Origin of the sequence: Ruminococcus flavefaciens 007c, from assembly GCF_000571935.1 — a bacterium.
Lineage (GTDB): Bacteria > Bacillota > Clostridia > Oscillospirales > Ruminococcaceae > Ruminococcus > Ruminococcus flavefaciens_F.
The window spans coordinates 13,943-30,741 of record NZ_ATAX01000037.1; the positions used below are offsets into that span (position 1 = coordinate 13,943).

Genomic DNA, 16,799 nt, shown 5'->3' on the forward strand with positions numbered 1-16,799 from the left:
AACTCGTATGTGCAGTCCCGGAATAAGTCATGCAAACTTCGGGACTGCACTTATTACGTTACGGGAGGTAGACCATGGCTTTCAGAATACTGAATGAAGAAGAAAAGCTTTTTTTAAACGAAAAGCAGCTTGAGAATTACGAAAAGGAACTCAGACGCTATAAGGAACGCCTTGCATTTGTTGAAAAGATCGAAAAGATCGAAAATGCAGAAATAAAGAAGTATTCTCCGTCAATGCGTACTGTAGGAACAGTTGATGCTCCTGAGATGGCTCCCTTCAGGAATGAAGGCATAGGCAGAATAGAGCTCAGGAAAGCACCTAAGGCTTCTTTTGATGCAGAGCGATTTGCGGTAGAGGGTATTTCCTCGACAGACATTACAGGCTTTATAAATGCGAGCAGCCCTATCAAGGAACGCATATCTCTTGGCAAGGAGCTCAGCGGAGGTCTGTCTGAGAAGATCGGCGGTCTCAATGAGTTTGGCGGAAGAAAATACAGTGTCAGAAAGGCCGGTAAGCCTGTTGTTGTAAGTAAGAGCTTTGACAGCTCTTCAGCTGATATCAATGTTTCACTTGTGAAGAAGCCAATTGCACAGTTTGCTCCCAAGAGCTTTGAAATGCCTGAAAGAAAGCCTCTCGCACTTACAAAGAAGACTGTAGATCCAATGGCGGCAGCAAGAGAATTCTTACAGCCTGAGCTGGCGTCTGTAAAGCTCAGCGTACCCAGAAAAGCAAGAACAGCATCAGCAAGCTTCAAGATGCCTGCGATGAATGCAGTAAAGCTGCACGTTCCTGCAAAGGCAGATACGCTGTCAGCCGAATTCAGACTGGCGGCTACAGGCGCACCTTCGCTTATGAAGCCGGAGATAAGAAGCTTTGGTAAAAAGGGCTTCGATATGCCGTCTCTGAGCAAGCCTGCTCTGAGGACAGTATCAGCATCCGCTCCGAGATCAAGACGATTCAGCAATCCAGAAGTCAAGATAGGCAAGCGTCCGGACATTGCTATGCCTGAAATGAAGAAGAGCAGCTTCCGCAAGCCTGAGGTAAAGGCAGGAAAGCGACCTGACATCGCTGTACCCGAACTTAAACTCAGCAGCTTCAACAGACCCGACAGGGCACAGGTAAAGCTCAGAAAGAGAGCTGTTCCCGAAATGCTGCACGCTGAATTCTCTATGCCTGAGATGAATGCTCCCAAGGTAAATAAGAAGGGCGTCGTAAGAGTAATCGCTAAGAATTTCGAGGCTCCCGAGATGCCTGGTATCAGACTCAAGATAAATGCCAAGGCGGCAGTTCCACAGCACAATGTAGGAAATATGCCCGACGGAAGAGCAAATATCAGAAAGCCTGATATAATCAAGGTAGAGGATACCGAGCGTATCAAGCAGAATCTCAGCGGAATTGTAATAAATAACGACGGTATAACACAGGACGGTATAACTCAGGAGGATATATGTGCCGTTACTGAAAAGATAAGATCCTTTGATGCAAAAAGTGCACAGGATAGTATCCTTTCAATGTTCAAAAATGAATACAAAGGAACAGGAATATGAAAAACAATGAGATAATGATCTCGGCAAGGTTTGAATTCAGTGACGAGAACAAGAACAGAGAACTGTCATTTCTTGTACTGAAGGATATTACCCTTAAAGCATTCATCGAGTCGTTATACTACGGATTGAAAAAATCACAGGACCTGGAAGAATGCTCCGAGCTTTTCGAGATGTATATCAAGAAACGCAAGGAGCTTCAGGTGCTGTATACGGCAAAAGGAAAACACAGCGTCATAGATTTCACCGATACTGTAGGGAAGGGCGATGAAAAGACGAGAATATTCGATCTCGGACTTGACAAGCTCGGCTTTGTTACTTCCAGCTGCGTCCTTATAACTATGGACAGAAATGTAAGGACCACATCCCTCTTCAAGGATGAAGAGAGCAGCTACATCCTCAAGGAGAAGGATTCGCTGGAATACAATATCAGTACCAGACGACTCAACGTTATAGAATCGTCGGTAGTTGATATTATCCCTCCTAATGAAATGCCTCAGAAGGATAAATCGTCGCTGCTCGACGTTATTATCCCAACAGTGCTTTCAACAGGCGGTATGGTAGGCGCACGTTTTCTCATAATGAAGTTTGCCAGAGGCTCGGCTGCCATGGGTAATACCATGCTCCTTATGTCAGGAGCCATGGGTGTTGTTTCTCTTGTTACCACGCTTTACAATTATATCAAAAAGCGCAGAGAGTACAAGAAGAACATTGCCGAGTGGAAGGAGAACTACGAGAATTATATCTCGCGTATAATCCACACCATCAAGGAATGGCAGGAGAGCGATATCGTTTACCTCAACAGTGTTTACCCGGGTATGGAAAAGCTTTTCAAAAACACTGCTGAGATCAATGGTATAATTTTCTCGCGTTCTCAGAACGATAATGACTTCATGATGATCTCTCTCGGTACTTCCGATGAGGTAAAGCCTCTGTTTGAGATCAAAGCAGAGAAAAAAGACAATATCTATTATGATATTTATTATAAGATGAAAAAGGGCAGGGATGAGATCGAGATACTTATCCCCAATGCAAAGAACGACAGGAAGCTTAAAAAGATGTCTCCGGAGGAGATAGTTGCGCGCGACAGAAATAAGTTCCTGTTGACTGATCTTGCCTATAACTTTGCAAATAAGGGCGTTGACAGCAAGAACGGCGATGAAGTACTTGGCTTCAACTACCTCAGGAGCGATACAGGCAAGAAGCCTCCTCTCCTCATAGACCTGAAGGATTGCGGAGCTCTCGGCGTGATTTCGAATAACGCTGAGACCTCACACAGCTTTATCCAGCACGTTGTCTTTGAGCTGGCTTACTATCATTCCCCTGAGGATCTGCAGTTTGTCTTCTTCTTTGATAAGGAAAAAGACATAAACAGGCAGAACGAGATATTAAACAATTATAAATACCTGCCTCATACCAATGAGCTTTTCGACGGACTGTCACAGTTCGTTTTCGATAAGGAAAGCTCGGGACTTGTATTCGGACAGCTTCTCAGTCTTATGAATGAAAGAAATCAGGTAAAGACCGAAAGCGATGATTCAGCTCCCGATAACTCAAAGCTCACTCAGGTAGTATGCGTAGTCTTCTATGATTACGACATCAAGGAAACAGGTTTTTCAAAATTCCTTCCCGAGGTTCCGAAGGAGGGCGAGCCCTACGTGAATGCACTGGGGCTTACATTCATATTCATACAGTCCGTAAAGGACAAGCTGCCGAAATACTGCGGCAACATCATCAATATCGACCACGACAACGAGCGTGAGAGAAAGGTAAGTCTCCGTTACAATATCCTCAGCCGTGAAACGCTTAACGTTCTCAGTGAGGATAATAACGACCGCACAAAGGTGAATGATACCGATAATCTTATCGAGTATAAGTATTTCCAGAACAAATTCATCTTCGGCCCGGAGAGTTACGATGACTCTTTTGCTCTGGCATACAAACAGCTCAGTGCTATCTACTATACACGTATAGCTGAAAACGGTAAGGTACCTTCCATGGTAACACTTTTCGAGCTCTACGGGTATAACTCCGAAAAAGTCGAAAACGGCGAGGTAAAGGAGAGCATAAGAGAGAGCTGGCAGGACGTTGACAAGAACGACGTAACAAGAAATCTCAGGATACCCATAGGAAAGAACGAGCACGGCGCTATGTGCCTCGACCTTTACGAAAAGGCCGATGGACCGCATATGCTTGTTGCGGGAACTACCGGTTCCGGTAAGTCGGAGACCATCATTACCTATCTTATCGGACTGTGTATGAAGTATTCGCCTATGGATCTCAACCTCATGCTTGTTGATATGAAGGGCGGCGGCTTCTCCGACCGTCTCGGCGGACTTCCTCACTGTGTGGGCGTTGTTACCGATACAGCAGGTGAGGACGAGGGAACCTCTGCGGCATATATGCTCAAGCGATTCCTTGAGACTCTGAATGCAGAGATAAAGAAGCGTAAGCTCCTGCTTTCAAGCTTCGGCGTAGATACTGCGGATGCTTACATAAGAGCGTTGCGTCTTATAAGAAAGATCAAGGCTCTTGAGGACAATCCTGAAAACAGTGAGAAGATCGAGAGCATGAAGAAAAAGCTCAACGATAAACAGAAGGAAATGCTTAAAAAGGAAGTTTCCGAGCTGCCTTCACTGTCGCATCTGGTACTTGTCGTTGACGAGTTTACCGAGCTGAAGCGTTTCTCCAGCGAGAGCGACGACGTTGACTTTATTGCAGAGATCACTACTATCGCCCGTGTAGGACGTACACTGGGCTTCCATATCATACTGGTATCTCAGAATATCGAGGGTGCTATCACCGACGATATCCGAGTAAACTCAAAGGCGAGAATATGTCTTAAGGTCGCTACAAAGCAGGCTTCAAAGGAAATGCTGGGAAGTCCTGCGGCTGCGGCTCCGACTATGCCTCTTAACGGCCGTGCTTACCTGCTGGTAGGTACCGGAAGCAGATTCGAGTATTTCCAGTCCGCATATACGGGCGCAAACAAGAATCTGAACATCGAGCCTGCGGTAAATGTTACTCAGGTACCCAATTCGGGACGCTTCAACAAGGATTTCTACTCCTCAAAGAAGGACAATATCCTTGAAAAGAAGAAGAGCGCAAATGTCAGTGAGCATGATACTCAGCTTGCTTTCATTGTAAATACAATAATCGACATCGGCAGAAATATGGAGAAGCCGAGGCAGATCTTCCTGCCGCCGCTTCCGACTGTCATAATGGAGAGTTCGGAATGGGAGGGAACTGAGTGAGCAGAAAGAAAATAGTTTGCACGCTGGGAAAGTTCGACATCCCGATAATACAGCTCCAGCCCGATTTTGACGTTGATCTTCTCGATTCTAATGTCATGGTCTTCGGAGCTTCCATGAGCGGTAAGACAACTTTTCTGAAAACACTGATAAACATTCTCCATAAGCATATGAACGAAAAGGAAGAGAGGATTTTTATTCTCGATTTCGGCGGCGCACTGTCAGAGTACAGGGATATGCCGCTGGTATCAGCCTATTTCGACAATTCCAATGAGGAGTATGTAAAACGTGTTTTCAAGATAATGGATAATATCCTTAAAGAGAACATAAAGATACTCAACGGTAAGAATTACCGTGAAGCAGGCGATGAACAGCCTGTACACACCACATTTATCATCGACAACCTAAATGCCTTTACCGAAGAGGCACGCTATACGGCATATCAGGAAAAGCTTGCAAAGCTCTGCCGTGACGGACTCTCAAAGGGCATTACGGTAGTAGTAACAGCAGGCGACACCAAGGGACTGAATTCCTATACGGGCAGTTTCCGACAGAAAGTGGCATTTGAGATGCCTGTTGACAAATATATGGAGGTATTCAACCAGAAGGTCGGTTCTATAGGAAACAATCCGGGCCACGGCTTTACCAATGTAACGATAAAGCCGGCGGGCATCACGGGAACCTTCAAAATGAATGAGCCGTATGAGGTACAGTGCTTCAAGGCTCAGACAATGGCGGATCCCGACGGAAAGAACGGATCCTTCGGCCAGGCACTCCAAAAGAAGTATGCTTTCAACAGCGAGACGAATGAATACGAAAAGAGGGTAAAGCGACATCTTACCTTCCCAAAGGAGCTTACACCGGACGAATACGAAAAGCTTGCACAAAAGCCGGAACGTGAAGAGTCTTATCTCTGTCCTGTAAGCGTGGGACTCGATTACGTTGATTTCTGTCCCGTTACTGTTGATCTTGCAAAAACTCATACCGTTGCGATATACGGTAAAAAAGAGTTCGGAAAGACAAACCTGTTAAGGATACTTCTTCACGGACTTGCAAGCCAGGCGGAGGAGCTGAGAATGGTTTTCCTTGATGACGGACGAAATCAGCTTAAGGAGTTTTATGATACGTACAGCACAGAGTGCGATTGCGTTATGATAAACAGCTTTGAGAAGATGGATCTGGAAATGAAGGACGGCTCAGTTTTAGAGAACCGCAAGCTTTCGCCACTCCAGCAGTTCTTCCTGTACCTTAACAGGAATTATATCGAGCTGGATAAGAGATTCCTTGCGGGAATATACGGAGTCAGCGACACCCTCAAGAGGGAAATGGAGAATATCCCCGACTGTAAAGCGGAGGAAAATCCCTTTACGGTATTCGTTATTCAGAGCAAGCAGGTTTACCTGAATACTCCCGAGGGAAAGAGATTTATCAATTCTATACTCCCTCAGCTGACGGCAGTTGCGGAGGAAAGGGGACTTCTGTTTATTTTCTCCGATGTCCAGAAGATAAGCGACGGAGAACAGAATTCCTTCTTCAACAATAATATTTCCGCAGCGTTCCTGCTGGATAATATCGCAGAATTTGCGGCCGAAAGAGGACAAAAGACCATATTCGGCAATATGGACGTAAAGACTCTCAAGGAGGATTACGCAAAGTGCGAGCTGGGTGACGGCTACAGCTACGATATTGAAGCTGATAAGCTCATGAAGCTTAAATATATAAAATACGGAAAGGAATGAGATATATGGCAGGATTTGTATCAGCCGATATTGAAAAATTCGTTCAGTTTGAAACTCAGGCACAGGAGGCAATTAATGAATTTGATTCCATAAAGGATAAATTTGATGACATCAATTCCACTCTCCTCAGAAAGTGGAAGGGTGAGGGAAAGGACGCTTATAAGCAGGAATCCGACCACATCATGGAGAATGTAGGCGGTATCAAGACTATACTTGATACTATCTGCGACAGTGTTATCAAGGACGTCAAGGAGGCTTACCTTAATCTTGATGAAGAGCTGAAAGCATTCAATGAAAATCCTTCTGAAGGAGCATAATAAAAAATGGGAAAACCAAGCGTCGGTGAGATAAATACCGACAGCAAAGAGAAAAAGAAGCAGAGTATCAGCGTACTCAGCGAAGTTCCCGAAACATCCGACAAGACTATATTCAACCTGATTTTTTCTGATAAAGATAACAAGGAAATGGTGAATAATGAGCCGAGAGATAAGAGGAACTGATTTTAAATTCACGGTGGATACGTCCTACGGGCTCAATAAGGACGGATTTATCGCGATTGGTACTGAGAGTATTGTATATAAGGGACTAAAAACGGCTAATGAAGGCGGTCTGCAGTTTTCATGCGTACTTAAATTCAAGCCGAAATATGTAAAAGAAAACGGTGTAACCGTTGACAGGCTGAAGAAATTCAGAGATGAGGAGCTCAGCATATTCGATGAGCTCCAGGAATGCAGATCTATCGTGCGTATATTTGACGTTATTGAGGACATCGGTGACTTCAGTATGCCCTGCGATAAGATCGCAAGCAAGGTAATTAACAGTGACGGATATTTCTGCGTAGTTGAAGAGTATATCGACGGATGGTCTCTTGAGGAGTACTGCCGTGAGGTAAGCTGGAAACTGCGCAGAGCCGAACAGCTGGAAAACGGACTGAGCAAGGTCGTTAACTATCATGACTATTCCGAAGCGGAACGCAGAAGTATCGACCTTAGCTATAAGAACTATGAAAATGTAATAAAATATCAGGGTGAGATAATACAGTTCATGATAAATCTCTGTGAGATACTTGAATTTGTTACCGAGAAGAAGAATATACTTCACCTCGACCTTAAACCTGAGAATATCATGGTCACAAAGTACGGCAAAGAGCTGGTGCTCATTGACTTCGGACGTGCAAAGCGCATAACAAAGGCAGACAGATTTGCAAAGGTAAAGCTCATGCCTGTGGATTACAGCTCGAATGAGACTGTTGAGAGAATGTTCCAGTACGGAACTCTCGGATATGCTGCGCCGGAATGCTATGCAGAAGCCGTTGAGGGCACACGGTTCCCGTTCGATCAGCCCGTTGAGAAGGGAAGGCTTTCTATCGAGAGCGATATATTCTCCTTCGGCGCTACTTTCTGGGAGTGCCTCAATATATTTGAGCTCGTAACGGGAAACAAGCGCTTTTCCACTGACAGCCACGATTTCTATAAGGAGAACTTCCTTACGGATGACGCGTACTGCACCAGAGACCTTTCGTTTACATCTCTGCGTTATCATAAAAAGCTTGAAAAGATAATCCGTAACTGTACAAGAGCCCGTAACGGAAATTATCTGTATATCGACGATCATGATTATTATCATTCGTATGCTGTTCTTAAAAAGGATATAGAAGAGGCAAGGAACTCTGCTCCTACCCTGGTGCGTGCGGAAAATCTCAAGGTAAGGAATGCCTTTGGTATGTTCGGCGTGACTCTTGCGGTTGCGTTCTCCTTCCTTCTGATGGTAGTGCTTTACCGATTGGTAGGTTACGGTGTTGCCACCGATAAATGGAATGTCCTTATCTCGGATTATAATGTTACAAAGTTCTACAAGCTCGATACGTTGTCGAATGACCTTATCAAAACAGCATCGAGCAGTAAACAGGACAGCACATACAGAATGATCTCAGCTTTTACGTATCAGGACGGAGATATAGATGACAAGGAAGCCGAGCTGCTCGTCAAGCTCCTTAAGAGAATGAAGAACAGCACTCAGCTGGATGAACATATCGATGAGATCATGCAGCACGGCAATTCCAAGAACTTCAAGGAAATAACCTCGGCTATTATGACCATAGAAACAGAGTCACAGAGCGAGGGCTATCTGATCGCAAGATCAATATATAATGCCGAAGTCGGAAAGACAGGCTTTATCGAAGCTTTCAACGTGCTTGAAAAATACAAGGATGATCGCAGATATAAAAATGCCATCATTAAGCTGAAAAACGTACTCGACAACGATGATACGATAAGGCTCCTTGCAGATAACAGGGGCGTTGAACGTTCTGAGATACAGGAATTTCTCGGTGGGATAGGAGGCTGATTGATTATGGGTAGATTTGGCTTTACTGACTCATTCAGGAAATTCATGGAAAAAAGACTGCTTTTGCAGTACATTATGCGGGCTTTCCTGAGGGTAATGCTCGGAATGATAGTGGGAACAGCAGTATTATTCGGTATATTCCAGCTTTTCGGGTGGTATCCGAAGCTTGAAAGAAGACTTGACCTGAAATATGATTCACCATGGCTTCTGGTACCGATGGCTGCTGCGGCAGCATTGGCACTGTTGGCTTTTGTTATCGGACTTATCCTTTATTTCTATAAATATAAAAGAAGCAGGATTAAGAGCCGTTTCAATGATGCCTTACAGGGCGTGATAATTGAGAAAAAGAAGGACTGAATATTTTTCAGTCAAAAGCTTTTATTTTAATTGTCCTTATACAAGATTGGAGTGTTTATTGTGAAGAAAAAGCTTCTGTCAGTTATTATGGTGGCGTTGATGGTATTCAACGCTGTCCCGTATACAACCTTTGCGGAAGCGGGGGAAAATACAACGACAACTTCGGCAGTTTCTGAAAAGAACGGTAATGGATCTGAAGACCCCGGTGCTGCCGAAAATACGACAACAGCAACTACAACAACGTCCGCAACGACAAAGAAAACGACAACAACGTCTGCGACGACAAAGAAAACAACGACAACAACAACGACAACAACAACGACAACTACCACTACAACCACCAAGCCTAAGGAAAAAATTGACTTGAGAAGTAACTCTCCTACACTTGTGGTTGTTGAAGAGAATGAAGAATTCTCGATAAAGTCATTGTCAGTAGAATATAAAAACAAAGTTATTCCTCTTTCAGCAGAACTCGAAGTTTTGGAAGAAGATAAGGTCTATACTGTACATGTAAAGCTGACTGATATAAAGTTCAAAAATGAATCTGATAATCAGGAGTATGAACTTATCCATAAAACAGATTATGATAAAACCTATTTAGAAAAGTGGGGAGTTCCAGTCAGTCATATTGTTAAGGTCGATCCTAAAGTGAAAAGCATCACATGGGGAAATGAGGTGCCTAAAAGTATTGATTGTGAGCTAAAAACCAGCAAGAAAAAATATCTTGAGGAAGGTGTTACCTTCACCTGTGAAGTAGATGCAAATGCATCTTCAGGTATTGGTAAATATAATTTTATAAATTTTAAATCTTCGAAAAGTGATATTTATTCTTTTAAATTGGCTAAAAATGGTGAGCAGTTTGAGATAAAAGGTGCTGATTTCAGTATCGATGATCTTGACTTTATTCCAAAGACGACTGAGAAGGTTTATTTTAAAGAGGATCGTGTAATCAAGAGTAATAATAAAGATTATAAGCTTTGCCTTACATCAGATGGTGATTATCATAGTAAAATAACTATAGAGCGTAAAGATGGCGAAATTAATAAAGAAAAGGCTGTAAAATATTACTTGAAAAAAACTGAAAATGGCGAAAGTCAGATTATGGAACTTGAATACAGTTATATACCGTGTAATCCTTCTGAAGTAAAAAGTGCAACGATTTACACTCCCGAAAAAACTGAGAGTGTTACCGATAGTGAAAAGGAAAAAAACCATTCTATCGTCGGTGACAGTTATTTTACAAAAACGAATTCTGTAATCAAGGTATTATTTACCAGAAAAGAGAATGTTGACGTATCAGGGATAAGCCTTCAGCTGAATCGCAAGAAAGGTAAAACAACTGAAGTTGTGACGATCCCATGCAATACCAGTATTAATACAGGTATCAATATATGGAAGATGATCACTACAACTACCACCACAACAACAGCTGCCGCTACGACCAAAGCTGATGCTACAACCAAAGTTGATGCTTCGGGAACAACAACTGCTGCTGCGACCACCACAACAACTACTACAATTCCTAAGACGGAATGCACCAATGGTGTGTACACCATGGTGGACAAGAATGGCCTGCATTACTACTATGCTGAGTTCCCCATTGATGTCCCCGCTGAAAACGCTGATGTATACACTTACAGTGACCCTGTACTTATAGTTAGTGACGGACACCCTGAGGATGAGGAACAGAAGATCAATATCAAGGCTATAGATAATGAATCATCCGACTATAAGGAAATCAAGGATTTTACTCTTGAACAAATCAAGCCAAAGGCTGTAGTCGGCGAAGGTAAATATCCTAATGATGCATGGTACAAAGTTGATTTCGATAATGTAGAAAATGATACGAAAAAATCTCATATCGTTTTGACTGGAACAGTCAATGATGCCGAAAGCGGTATACGTAGTGTAAGATGTAAATGGGATTTCCAACCCTCATATAAACCTGCAGGTAGTACAGTAGTAAAGAACGCTAACGGTACGATAGAGTTTACATATGCAGTTGAATATCCTTCTGAAAACGATTCGAACATAAAAAATGAAAATTTTGCATTTTCTGTTATATTGACAGATAATGCAGGAAATGTGGTTGAACTGGAGCCGGTAAGTGTAGAATCACATATTGACACTGTGCCTCCTGAGGTGAAACTGTCATGGTTCTATATCGATAACGAAAACGATAAAAAACCTGATATCAATGGTATCAATGTTTTACCCTACGGAAATTATACAAATCAAAATTATAAGCTTGCTTTTATCATTAAGGATAATACTAACGGAGCACATTCGTCAGGTATAAGAGAAGTTAAAGTCAATAATACTAATTATTCTGCAAAGCTTTATCCTATTACAGATAATGATGGAAGCGTAATTGATAGCCTTGAAGCTTTTTTAAACAGCTTGAAAGAAACGGATGCAGACTTTATATATAAGGATGAAAATGCTCTCAGTTATCTTGATAGCATCATAAAAAATTATGCTGATAAATCTGCTGAAATAGGCAGTGAAGATTATGTACTTGCTATCGTTGATGTTAAAGAACTTTCAGCTGTATCTGAGGTCGAATTCCTGATCAATGATCAGGAAAATATGACTTACCCTGTTAAACTTGGTGATCTGTGCAAGGAACTGGAGACCAGGCTTGATAAGCTGGGTTCAGACAGCGATATAAATAAAGTCAGCAGTAAATTTGTATATGATGATAAAAAGCCAGAGTGCGATATTTTCTTTATAAACAAAGACGGTAAGGCGAATCAGAGGATTAAGGACGGTGGAACTTACTGGGCTTCAAGGACATCTGACCGTACATGGCTCAATGGAAAAGATAGATTCATTGAACTCAGGTTCTCTGATACGAATAACGCCGGTAATAATGGCGCTATAAGTCAGATAATAATTAAAGCGAAAAAAGATAACGGAGAGCAAACGACCTACACATATTCTCCGTTCAAAACTGAATCATCAAATCATACAATACGCATTCCTCTTCATAAAGATGCAACAGTTACGGATAACGGAAAGCCAATTACAGATCTCGATAAAGCAGGCCTTGGAAACGGACGCTACGAATTCCAGATTTATGTAGTTGACACAGCAGGAAATGTGACTTCTTATGAAAACAGAGAAAAAGAATTAAAGAAGCAGCAGGATAAGTATAACAAGTATCTCCTCAAAGTCGGTGTATTCAAGCACGGCGACCCAAATAAAGAGGAAGAACCACCTCTGGAAACTGTTCTTAATGAAGATGATAATCTTATCAAATTGACACGTAATATTTATGAAGAAACTAACGGTTTGAATTCTGAACGTAAAATAACTGGAACCGAGAACGACTATTGGCTTAAAGAAACTGACGATGCTGTTTTGCGCGTAACAGTCAAGGATAATTATGCCGGTATCAGAAAGGACGCAATTAAAGAGGTTCAGATTAACGGTTTTGAAGCTGAATGGTCATTTGAGAAGGAATCGGATAATGATGATGATGCTCAGAGTGTAAATACTGTCATTGAGATTAAGCTTATTGATAAAGTTACTAAGCAAAAGATAAACTTAAAACAAGATAAGACTTATTGGCTGCACATCAGTGGACAAGACAATGCAAGACATGATATTAAATTAGATCAGGTCATTCATGTTGACACAAAAGCTCCTTCGATAAAAAATGTTACAGCATGGCCTACAAAATCAATAGACGTTCAAACTCTGGCATTCTTTGAGTTTGGTGTTTGTTCAAATGATGCCGTATTGATCAGGGTAGATGTAGATGAGCCAAAGAATGACAGTGGTATCGAGTCATTGGAATTCACCTACGTTGACAGCTCAGGAGAAAAGGTAACAAATGCTATAGATTATGAAGAGTATAGCGGACCGCATACTTCTGAAGGTAAAGCGTATTTCTTCACACTTCATCTTTCCGATAACGACGTTTTATTTGATGATCTGCAGGTAATTATCAAGGATTTCTGCGGCAAGGAAAATGAAGGTAAGAGTTTCAGCTTTTATACGGAAGATAAAGAATTAACACCTAAGAATTTTGTTATTGTTGAAAACAATGCACCTGAAATAGCGATCGGTTTCCCCATAAGCGACAAGCTGACCACAGAAAGTACGGAATCCGCTGATAACAATGAAGAAAACGGCGAAAATACCGAGAGCCTCAGTGAGGAAACAGCCGAAGCATTTGAAAGCTGTTCTCTCCATGTAAGAAGCAATGAGGAATTTGAAAATTACATAAAGTCTATTGAAGATGATATTTGGTATGCTAAGAACAAGCATTTTATTGTCAAGATCGGTGATCTTCAGTCCGGTATCAACAATATTACTTTTGAGTTGGCTTTCAATAATAACGGTAAGGAAGAATCGCTTGTATTAACACCTGAAAACTTCAAGAAATTTGAGATCTTCCCGGTTGAAAGAGAAAGAAATAATAATGATTATTATTTCGGTATCGACACTGATGAGCTTAAGAAGGCTATTGAAGCCAGCGATATGTCACAGCCTCTGGATGGAAAGTACACGCTGAAAATCAAAGCTGTTGATAACTCCGGAAACAAGGCAGAGACACTTAAATTCACATATTATCTGGACGATATAGATCCCGTTATACGTAATTTCATATTTAATCCTAAGACTTCGGATGAAATAGGCGAATCAAGTGAAGGCGGAGTAATCGATATTCTGGATGATTTTAGGTATGGATACTTCTTTAAGGAAGAGTTCTATACAATATTCAAGTTAACTGATGCAGCTCCGTCCTCAGGATTGAGCAGAGTTGATTATGAACTCAGACCTTACATTGAGGGTGCGTCTACAGATGAAGGCGCTGAAACTGGAAGCAAGACAGTATTTTCAGCTGAAGAAATGCCCGAAGAAGGATCTGAGGAATATGAATTCTTCAAGTTTGTTCTGGAAAAGTCCGGAGTTGAGGTCACACCGGGTACTAATATTATTGATAAGATGAAAGAACTCTATGTCAATAATGAACAGAAAGTAATGGATGATCAGACTAACCAGGATGGTCAGACCAACCAGGATGATCAGACCAACCAGGATGATCAGACCAACCAGGATGATCAGACCAACCAGGATGATCAGACCAATCAGGATGATCAGACCAATCAGGATGATCAGAACAACCAGAGCGCTCAGAATGGACAGCTTGATCGGGATAAGCAGAATGAAAATGTTGGTTTTGCTTGTCTTAAGATCCCCCAGAACTTTAAGGGAAGAATCTATACAACAGTATACGATAAGGTTGGACATTCTTCAGAAAGAAAGACCACAGATGCTTATGTAACTGATAATACTCCTCCCGAGCTTTCTATCTCGGGCATAAACGACACAAGATTCTCTGATGCAAGAAACAATAAGCTCTATGCGTCAGATGTAACTGCAGAAGTAGTAATCAAGGACAACCTCTCAGGTATCCGCGTGGTTAACTACAATGTAACCAGTGATACCGGCAGGCTTGAAAGTGAATGCGGCAGCTTTAATCTCAGCGATTATACAAACCTCGGAGTCGGCGATAAGATAAATGATAACTGGGTAGTCGTAAAGAAGGAAAACAATATCTTTATGGAGATTAAGGGAACATTTACAATTGACGATGATTATAATGACGTTGTTATAACAGTAAATGCTGATGATAATTCAAGAAACACTGCTGACACATTGCAGAGTGAGGAATTCACCGTTGACAAGACTGATCCTGTAATTGAGGTCGATATAAACGATGGAATCGATAACACCAATTACTACAGTCCGCAGAATCCTCCCGTTATCAATATCAAAGTCACAGAGCGCAACTTCGATGAAGCTCTTATTAATACAACAATAAGAAATACATTTGGCGATTCAGTGCCTGCTGTACACTTTGAAGATGTTCAGGGTTCCAAAACCGAGCACGTTGCAAGACTTCAGTTCGGTGAGGGTGACTTTACTTTTGAGATCAGAGGAACAGACAGAGCAGGTCACAGGGCAGAAGTCAAAATGGACCGCGGCAAGGTCGGAAAGTTCTATGTTGACGGTACAGCACCTGTAGTTACTAACAACTTTGATAAGTTTACTGATAAAAAGACAGGAAACTATCTCAGCAGTGCAAGCAATATCGAGATCACTATTGTCGAGCACAACTTTGATCCCGACAGAACAGGCCTCAGGATCTGGCATAAGGATCCCGGTTCAGAACACGACAACACAGGATTTGAAGACGTAACATATTCAGTAATATCTCACGGCGACTGGAAGTCTGACAACGATACCCATAAGCTTTCTGCAAGACTCAGAAAGGACGGCGTATACAGGATAGAGGTAGCACCTACCGATCCTTCAGGCAACAGTGCAGCTTTACAGAGCACAGAGATATTTGAGCTTGATACTACAAAGCCCGAGGTCAAGGAAAAGAACGGCAAGAGAGTTGACAGTTCAAATGCTCAGAAATTCCTTGATGTATATCCTTCATCGAGGAAGGATGCAGAGAAGCCCAGCGTAGAATTCATGGACGCTAACTTCGACCATCTCAAGTATATCCTGACAGTATACGCTCCGCAGTATAAGAACGGTAAGGAACTGGCAGATATCAGACCTGAGTATATGTATCTTCCCGAAGATAAGGACAAGACAGGAACCATAAAGAGCACAAAGTTTGCTCTCCCCGAATTTGACAAGGACGGTGTATACGCACTGGAGCTCATAGCAGTCGATAAGGCAGGCAATGAGAGCCCGCTCAACTCGAATACTTATATGAGACTTGTCGATACTGATGTACTTGCTTATATTCCTAACAGCAGCATTGTAAGAAAGAGCGGCTGGTACTCGTTCCAGTATGAGAACGGAGATCCTATAAGCAAGAGACCTGATAACTTCAGTGATATCGAGATCGTGGTATTCTCTGAAAAGGATTCTGATGTAAAGATCGTACTCAGGGACTACAACGGCGATGAAAAGGTAACGAACCTCAAATCAAATGATGATGCAAGTATGTACGGGGTAAATATCTCGAGATTCATTCTCGGTTCAGATTACTTCAAGAAGAACTTCCAGGACGATACCGATACAGAGCTTTATCTGTCGGTAAAGAACAAGAATTCAAGAATAGACCTTGGAAGACTCCATATCGATAACATCGAGCCCAGCTGTACACTTCCCAAGACATTCAAGTCATGGAAGTGGTTTATCGGAAGCAAGCCGCGTACAATAACTGTAAGCAACATTGACGAGCAGCTCGAGATGGAGAACTGTAAGGTATATGATAACGGCAAGGAGATCCCATTTGATTATTCTTCTGATAACAAGAGCCTTTCCTTCGAACTTGAAAAGGGCTGGCACAGTGTTGGCGTCAAGCTTGAGGATGAAGCAGGAAACGTTTACAGTATACAGGAGATAGATAATCTTTATATCGGATATTTCTGGCTGTGGATCATAATAGCTTCAGCCGCACTTCTTGCAGCAATTATAGCATTCATCATAATAAGGATCAGAAAGAAGAAACTTTACTGATAAAAAAGCACCTGTTTTTACAGGTGCTTTTCCTTTGCAAAAAAATTCCCCGCTTGTGCGGGGAA

General features: G+C 42.1%; 8 protein-coding genes. All 8 read left to right on the forward strand.

Annotated features, from left to right (window positions below; translation table 11 throughout):
- The first annotated feature begins 74 nt into the window (after positions 1 to 74).
- Genes RF007C_RS15890 through RF007C_RS17590 form a run of 8 tightly spaced genes read left to right on the forward strand, consistent with a single transcriptional unit; the run spans position 75 to position 16,734 of the window.
- Entirely contained in the window at positions 75 to 1,547 is a 1,473-nt protein-coding gene (locus tag RF007C_RS15890) for a hypothetical protein (RefSeq protein WP_019680431.1), read from the forward strand.
- Entirely contained in the window at positions 1,544 to 4,798 is a 3,255-nt protein-coding gene (locus tag RF007C_RS15895) for an FtsK/SpoIIIE domain-containing protein (RefSeq protein ID WP_037301640.1), read from the forward strand. The genes RF007C_RS15890 and RF007C_RS15895 overlap by 4 nt, the downstream gene beginning before the upstream one ends.
- Positions 4,795 to 6,534, forward strand: coding sequence for an FtsK/SpoIIIE domain-containing protein (locus RF007C_RS15900; RefSeq protein ID WP_037301642.1), 1,740 nt, complete (start codon positions 4,795 to 4,797; stop codon positions 6,532 to 6,534). The genes RF007C_RS15895 and RF007C_RS15900 overlap by 4 nt, the downstream gene beginning before the upstream one ends.
- A 5-nt stretch (positions 6,535 to 6,539) precedes the next feature.
- On the forward strand, positions 6,540 to 6,851 hold the full coding sequence (locus tag RF007C_RS15905; RefSeq protein ID WP_019680428.1) for a hypothetical protein: 312 nt from the start codon (positions 6,540 to 6,542) through the stop codon (positions 6,849 to 6,851).
- Positions 6,852 to 6,857: 6 nt separating this feature from the next.
- On the forward strand, positions 6,858 to 7,034 hold the full coding sequence (locus RF007C_RS17585) for a hypothetical protein (protein WP_019680427.1): 177 nt from the start codon (positions 6,858 to 6,860) through the stop codon (positions 7,032 to 7,034).
- The gene (locus RF007C_RS15910; protein ID WP_037301646.1) at positions 7,009 to 8,880 is read left to right on the forward strand and encodes a protein kinase domain-containing protein; all 1,872 of its coding nucleotides are present in this window, start codon (positions 7,009 to 7,011) and stop codon (positions 8,878 to 8,880) included. The genes RF007C_RS17585 and RF007C_RS15910 overlap by 26 nt, the downstream gene beginning before the upstream one ends.
- A gap of 6 nt (positions 8,881 to 8,886) precedes the next feature.
- Positions 8,887 to 9,237 (forward strand): hypothetical protein, encoded by a 351-nt coding sequence (locus RF007C_RS15915; protein WP_019680425.1) that lies wholly within the window; start codon positions 8,887 to 8,889, stop codon positions 9,235 to 9,237.
- Positions 9,238 to 9,297: 60 nt separating this feature from the next.
- Entirely contained in the window at positions 9,298 to 16,734 is a 7,437-nt protein-coding gene (locus tag RF007C_RS17590; RefSeq protein ID WP_082316806.1) for an Ig-like domain repeat protein, read from the forward strand.
- Positions 16,735 to 16,799 lie beyond the last annotated feature (65 nt).

Bases quoted from the DNA above. Each gene is read 5' to 3' on its own strand.
- RF007C_RS15890 (WP_019680431.1), top strand. From the start codon at position 75: ATGGCTTTCAGAATACTGAATGAAGAAGAAAAGCTTTTTTTAAACGAA.
- RF007C_RS15895 (WP_037301640.1), top strand. From the start codon at position 1,544: ATGAAAAACAATGAGATAATGATCTCGGCAAGGTTTGAATTCAGTGAC.
- RF007C_RS15905 (WP_019680428.1), top strand. From the start codon at position 6,540: ATGGCAGGATTTGTATCAGCCGATATTGAAAAATTCGTTCAGTTTGAA.
- RF007C_RS17585 (WP_019680427.1), top strand. From the start codon at position 6,858: ATGGGAAAACCAAGCGTCGGTGAGATAAATACCGACAGCAAAGAGAAA.
- RF007C_RS15910 (WP_037301646.1), top strand. From the start codon at position 7,009: ATGAGCCGAGAGATAAGAGGAACTGATTTTAAATTCACGGTGGATACG.
- RF007C_RS15915 (WP_019680425.1), top strand. From the start codon at position 8,887: ATGGGTAGATTTGGCTTTACTGACTCATTCAGGAAATTCATGGAAAAA.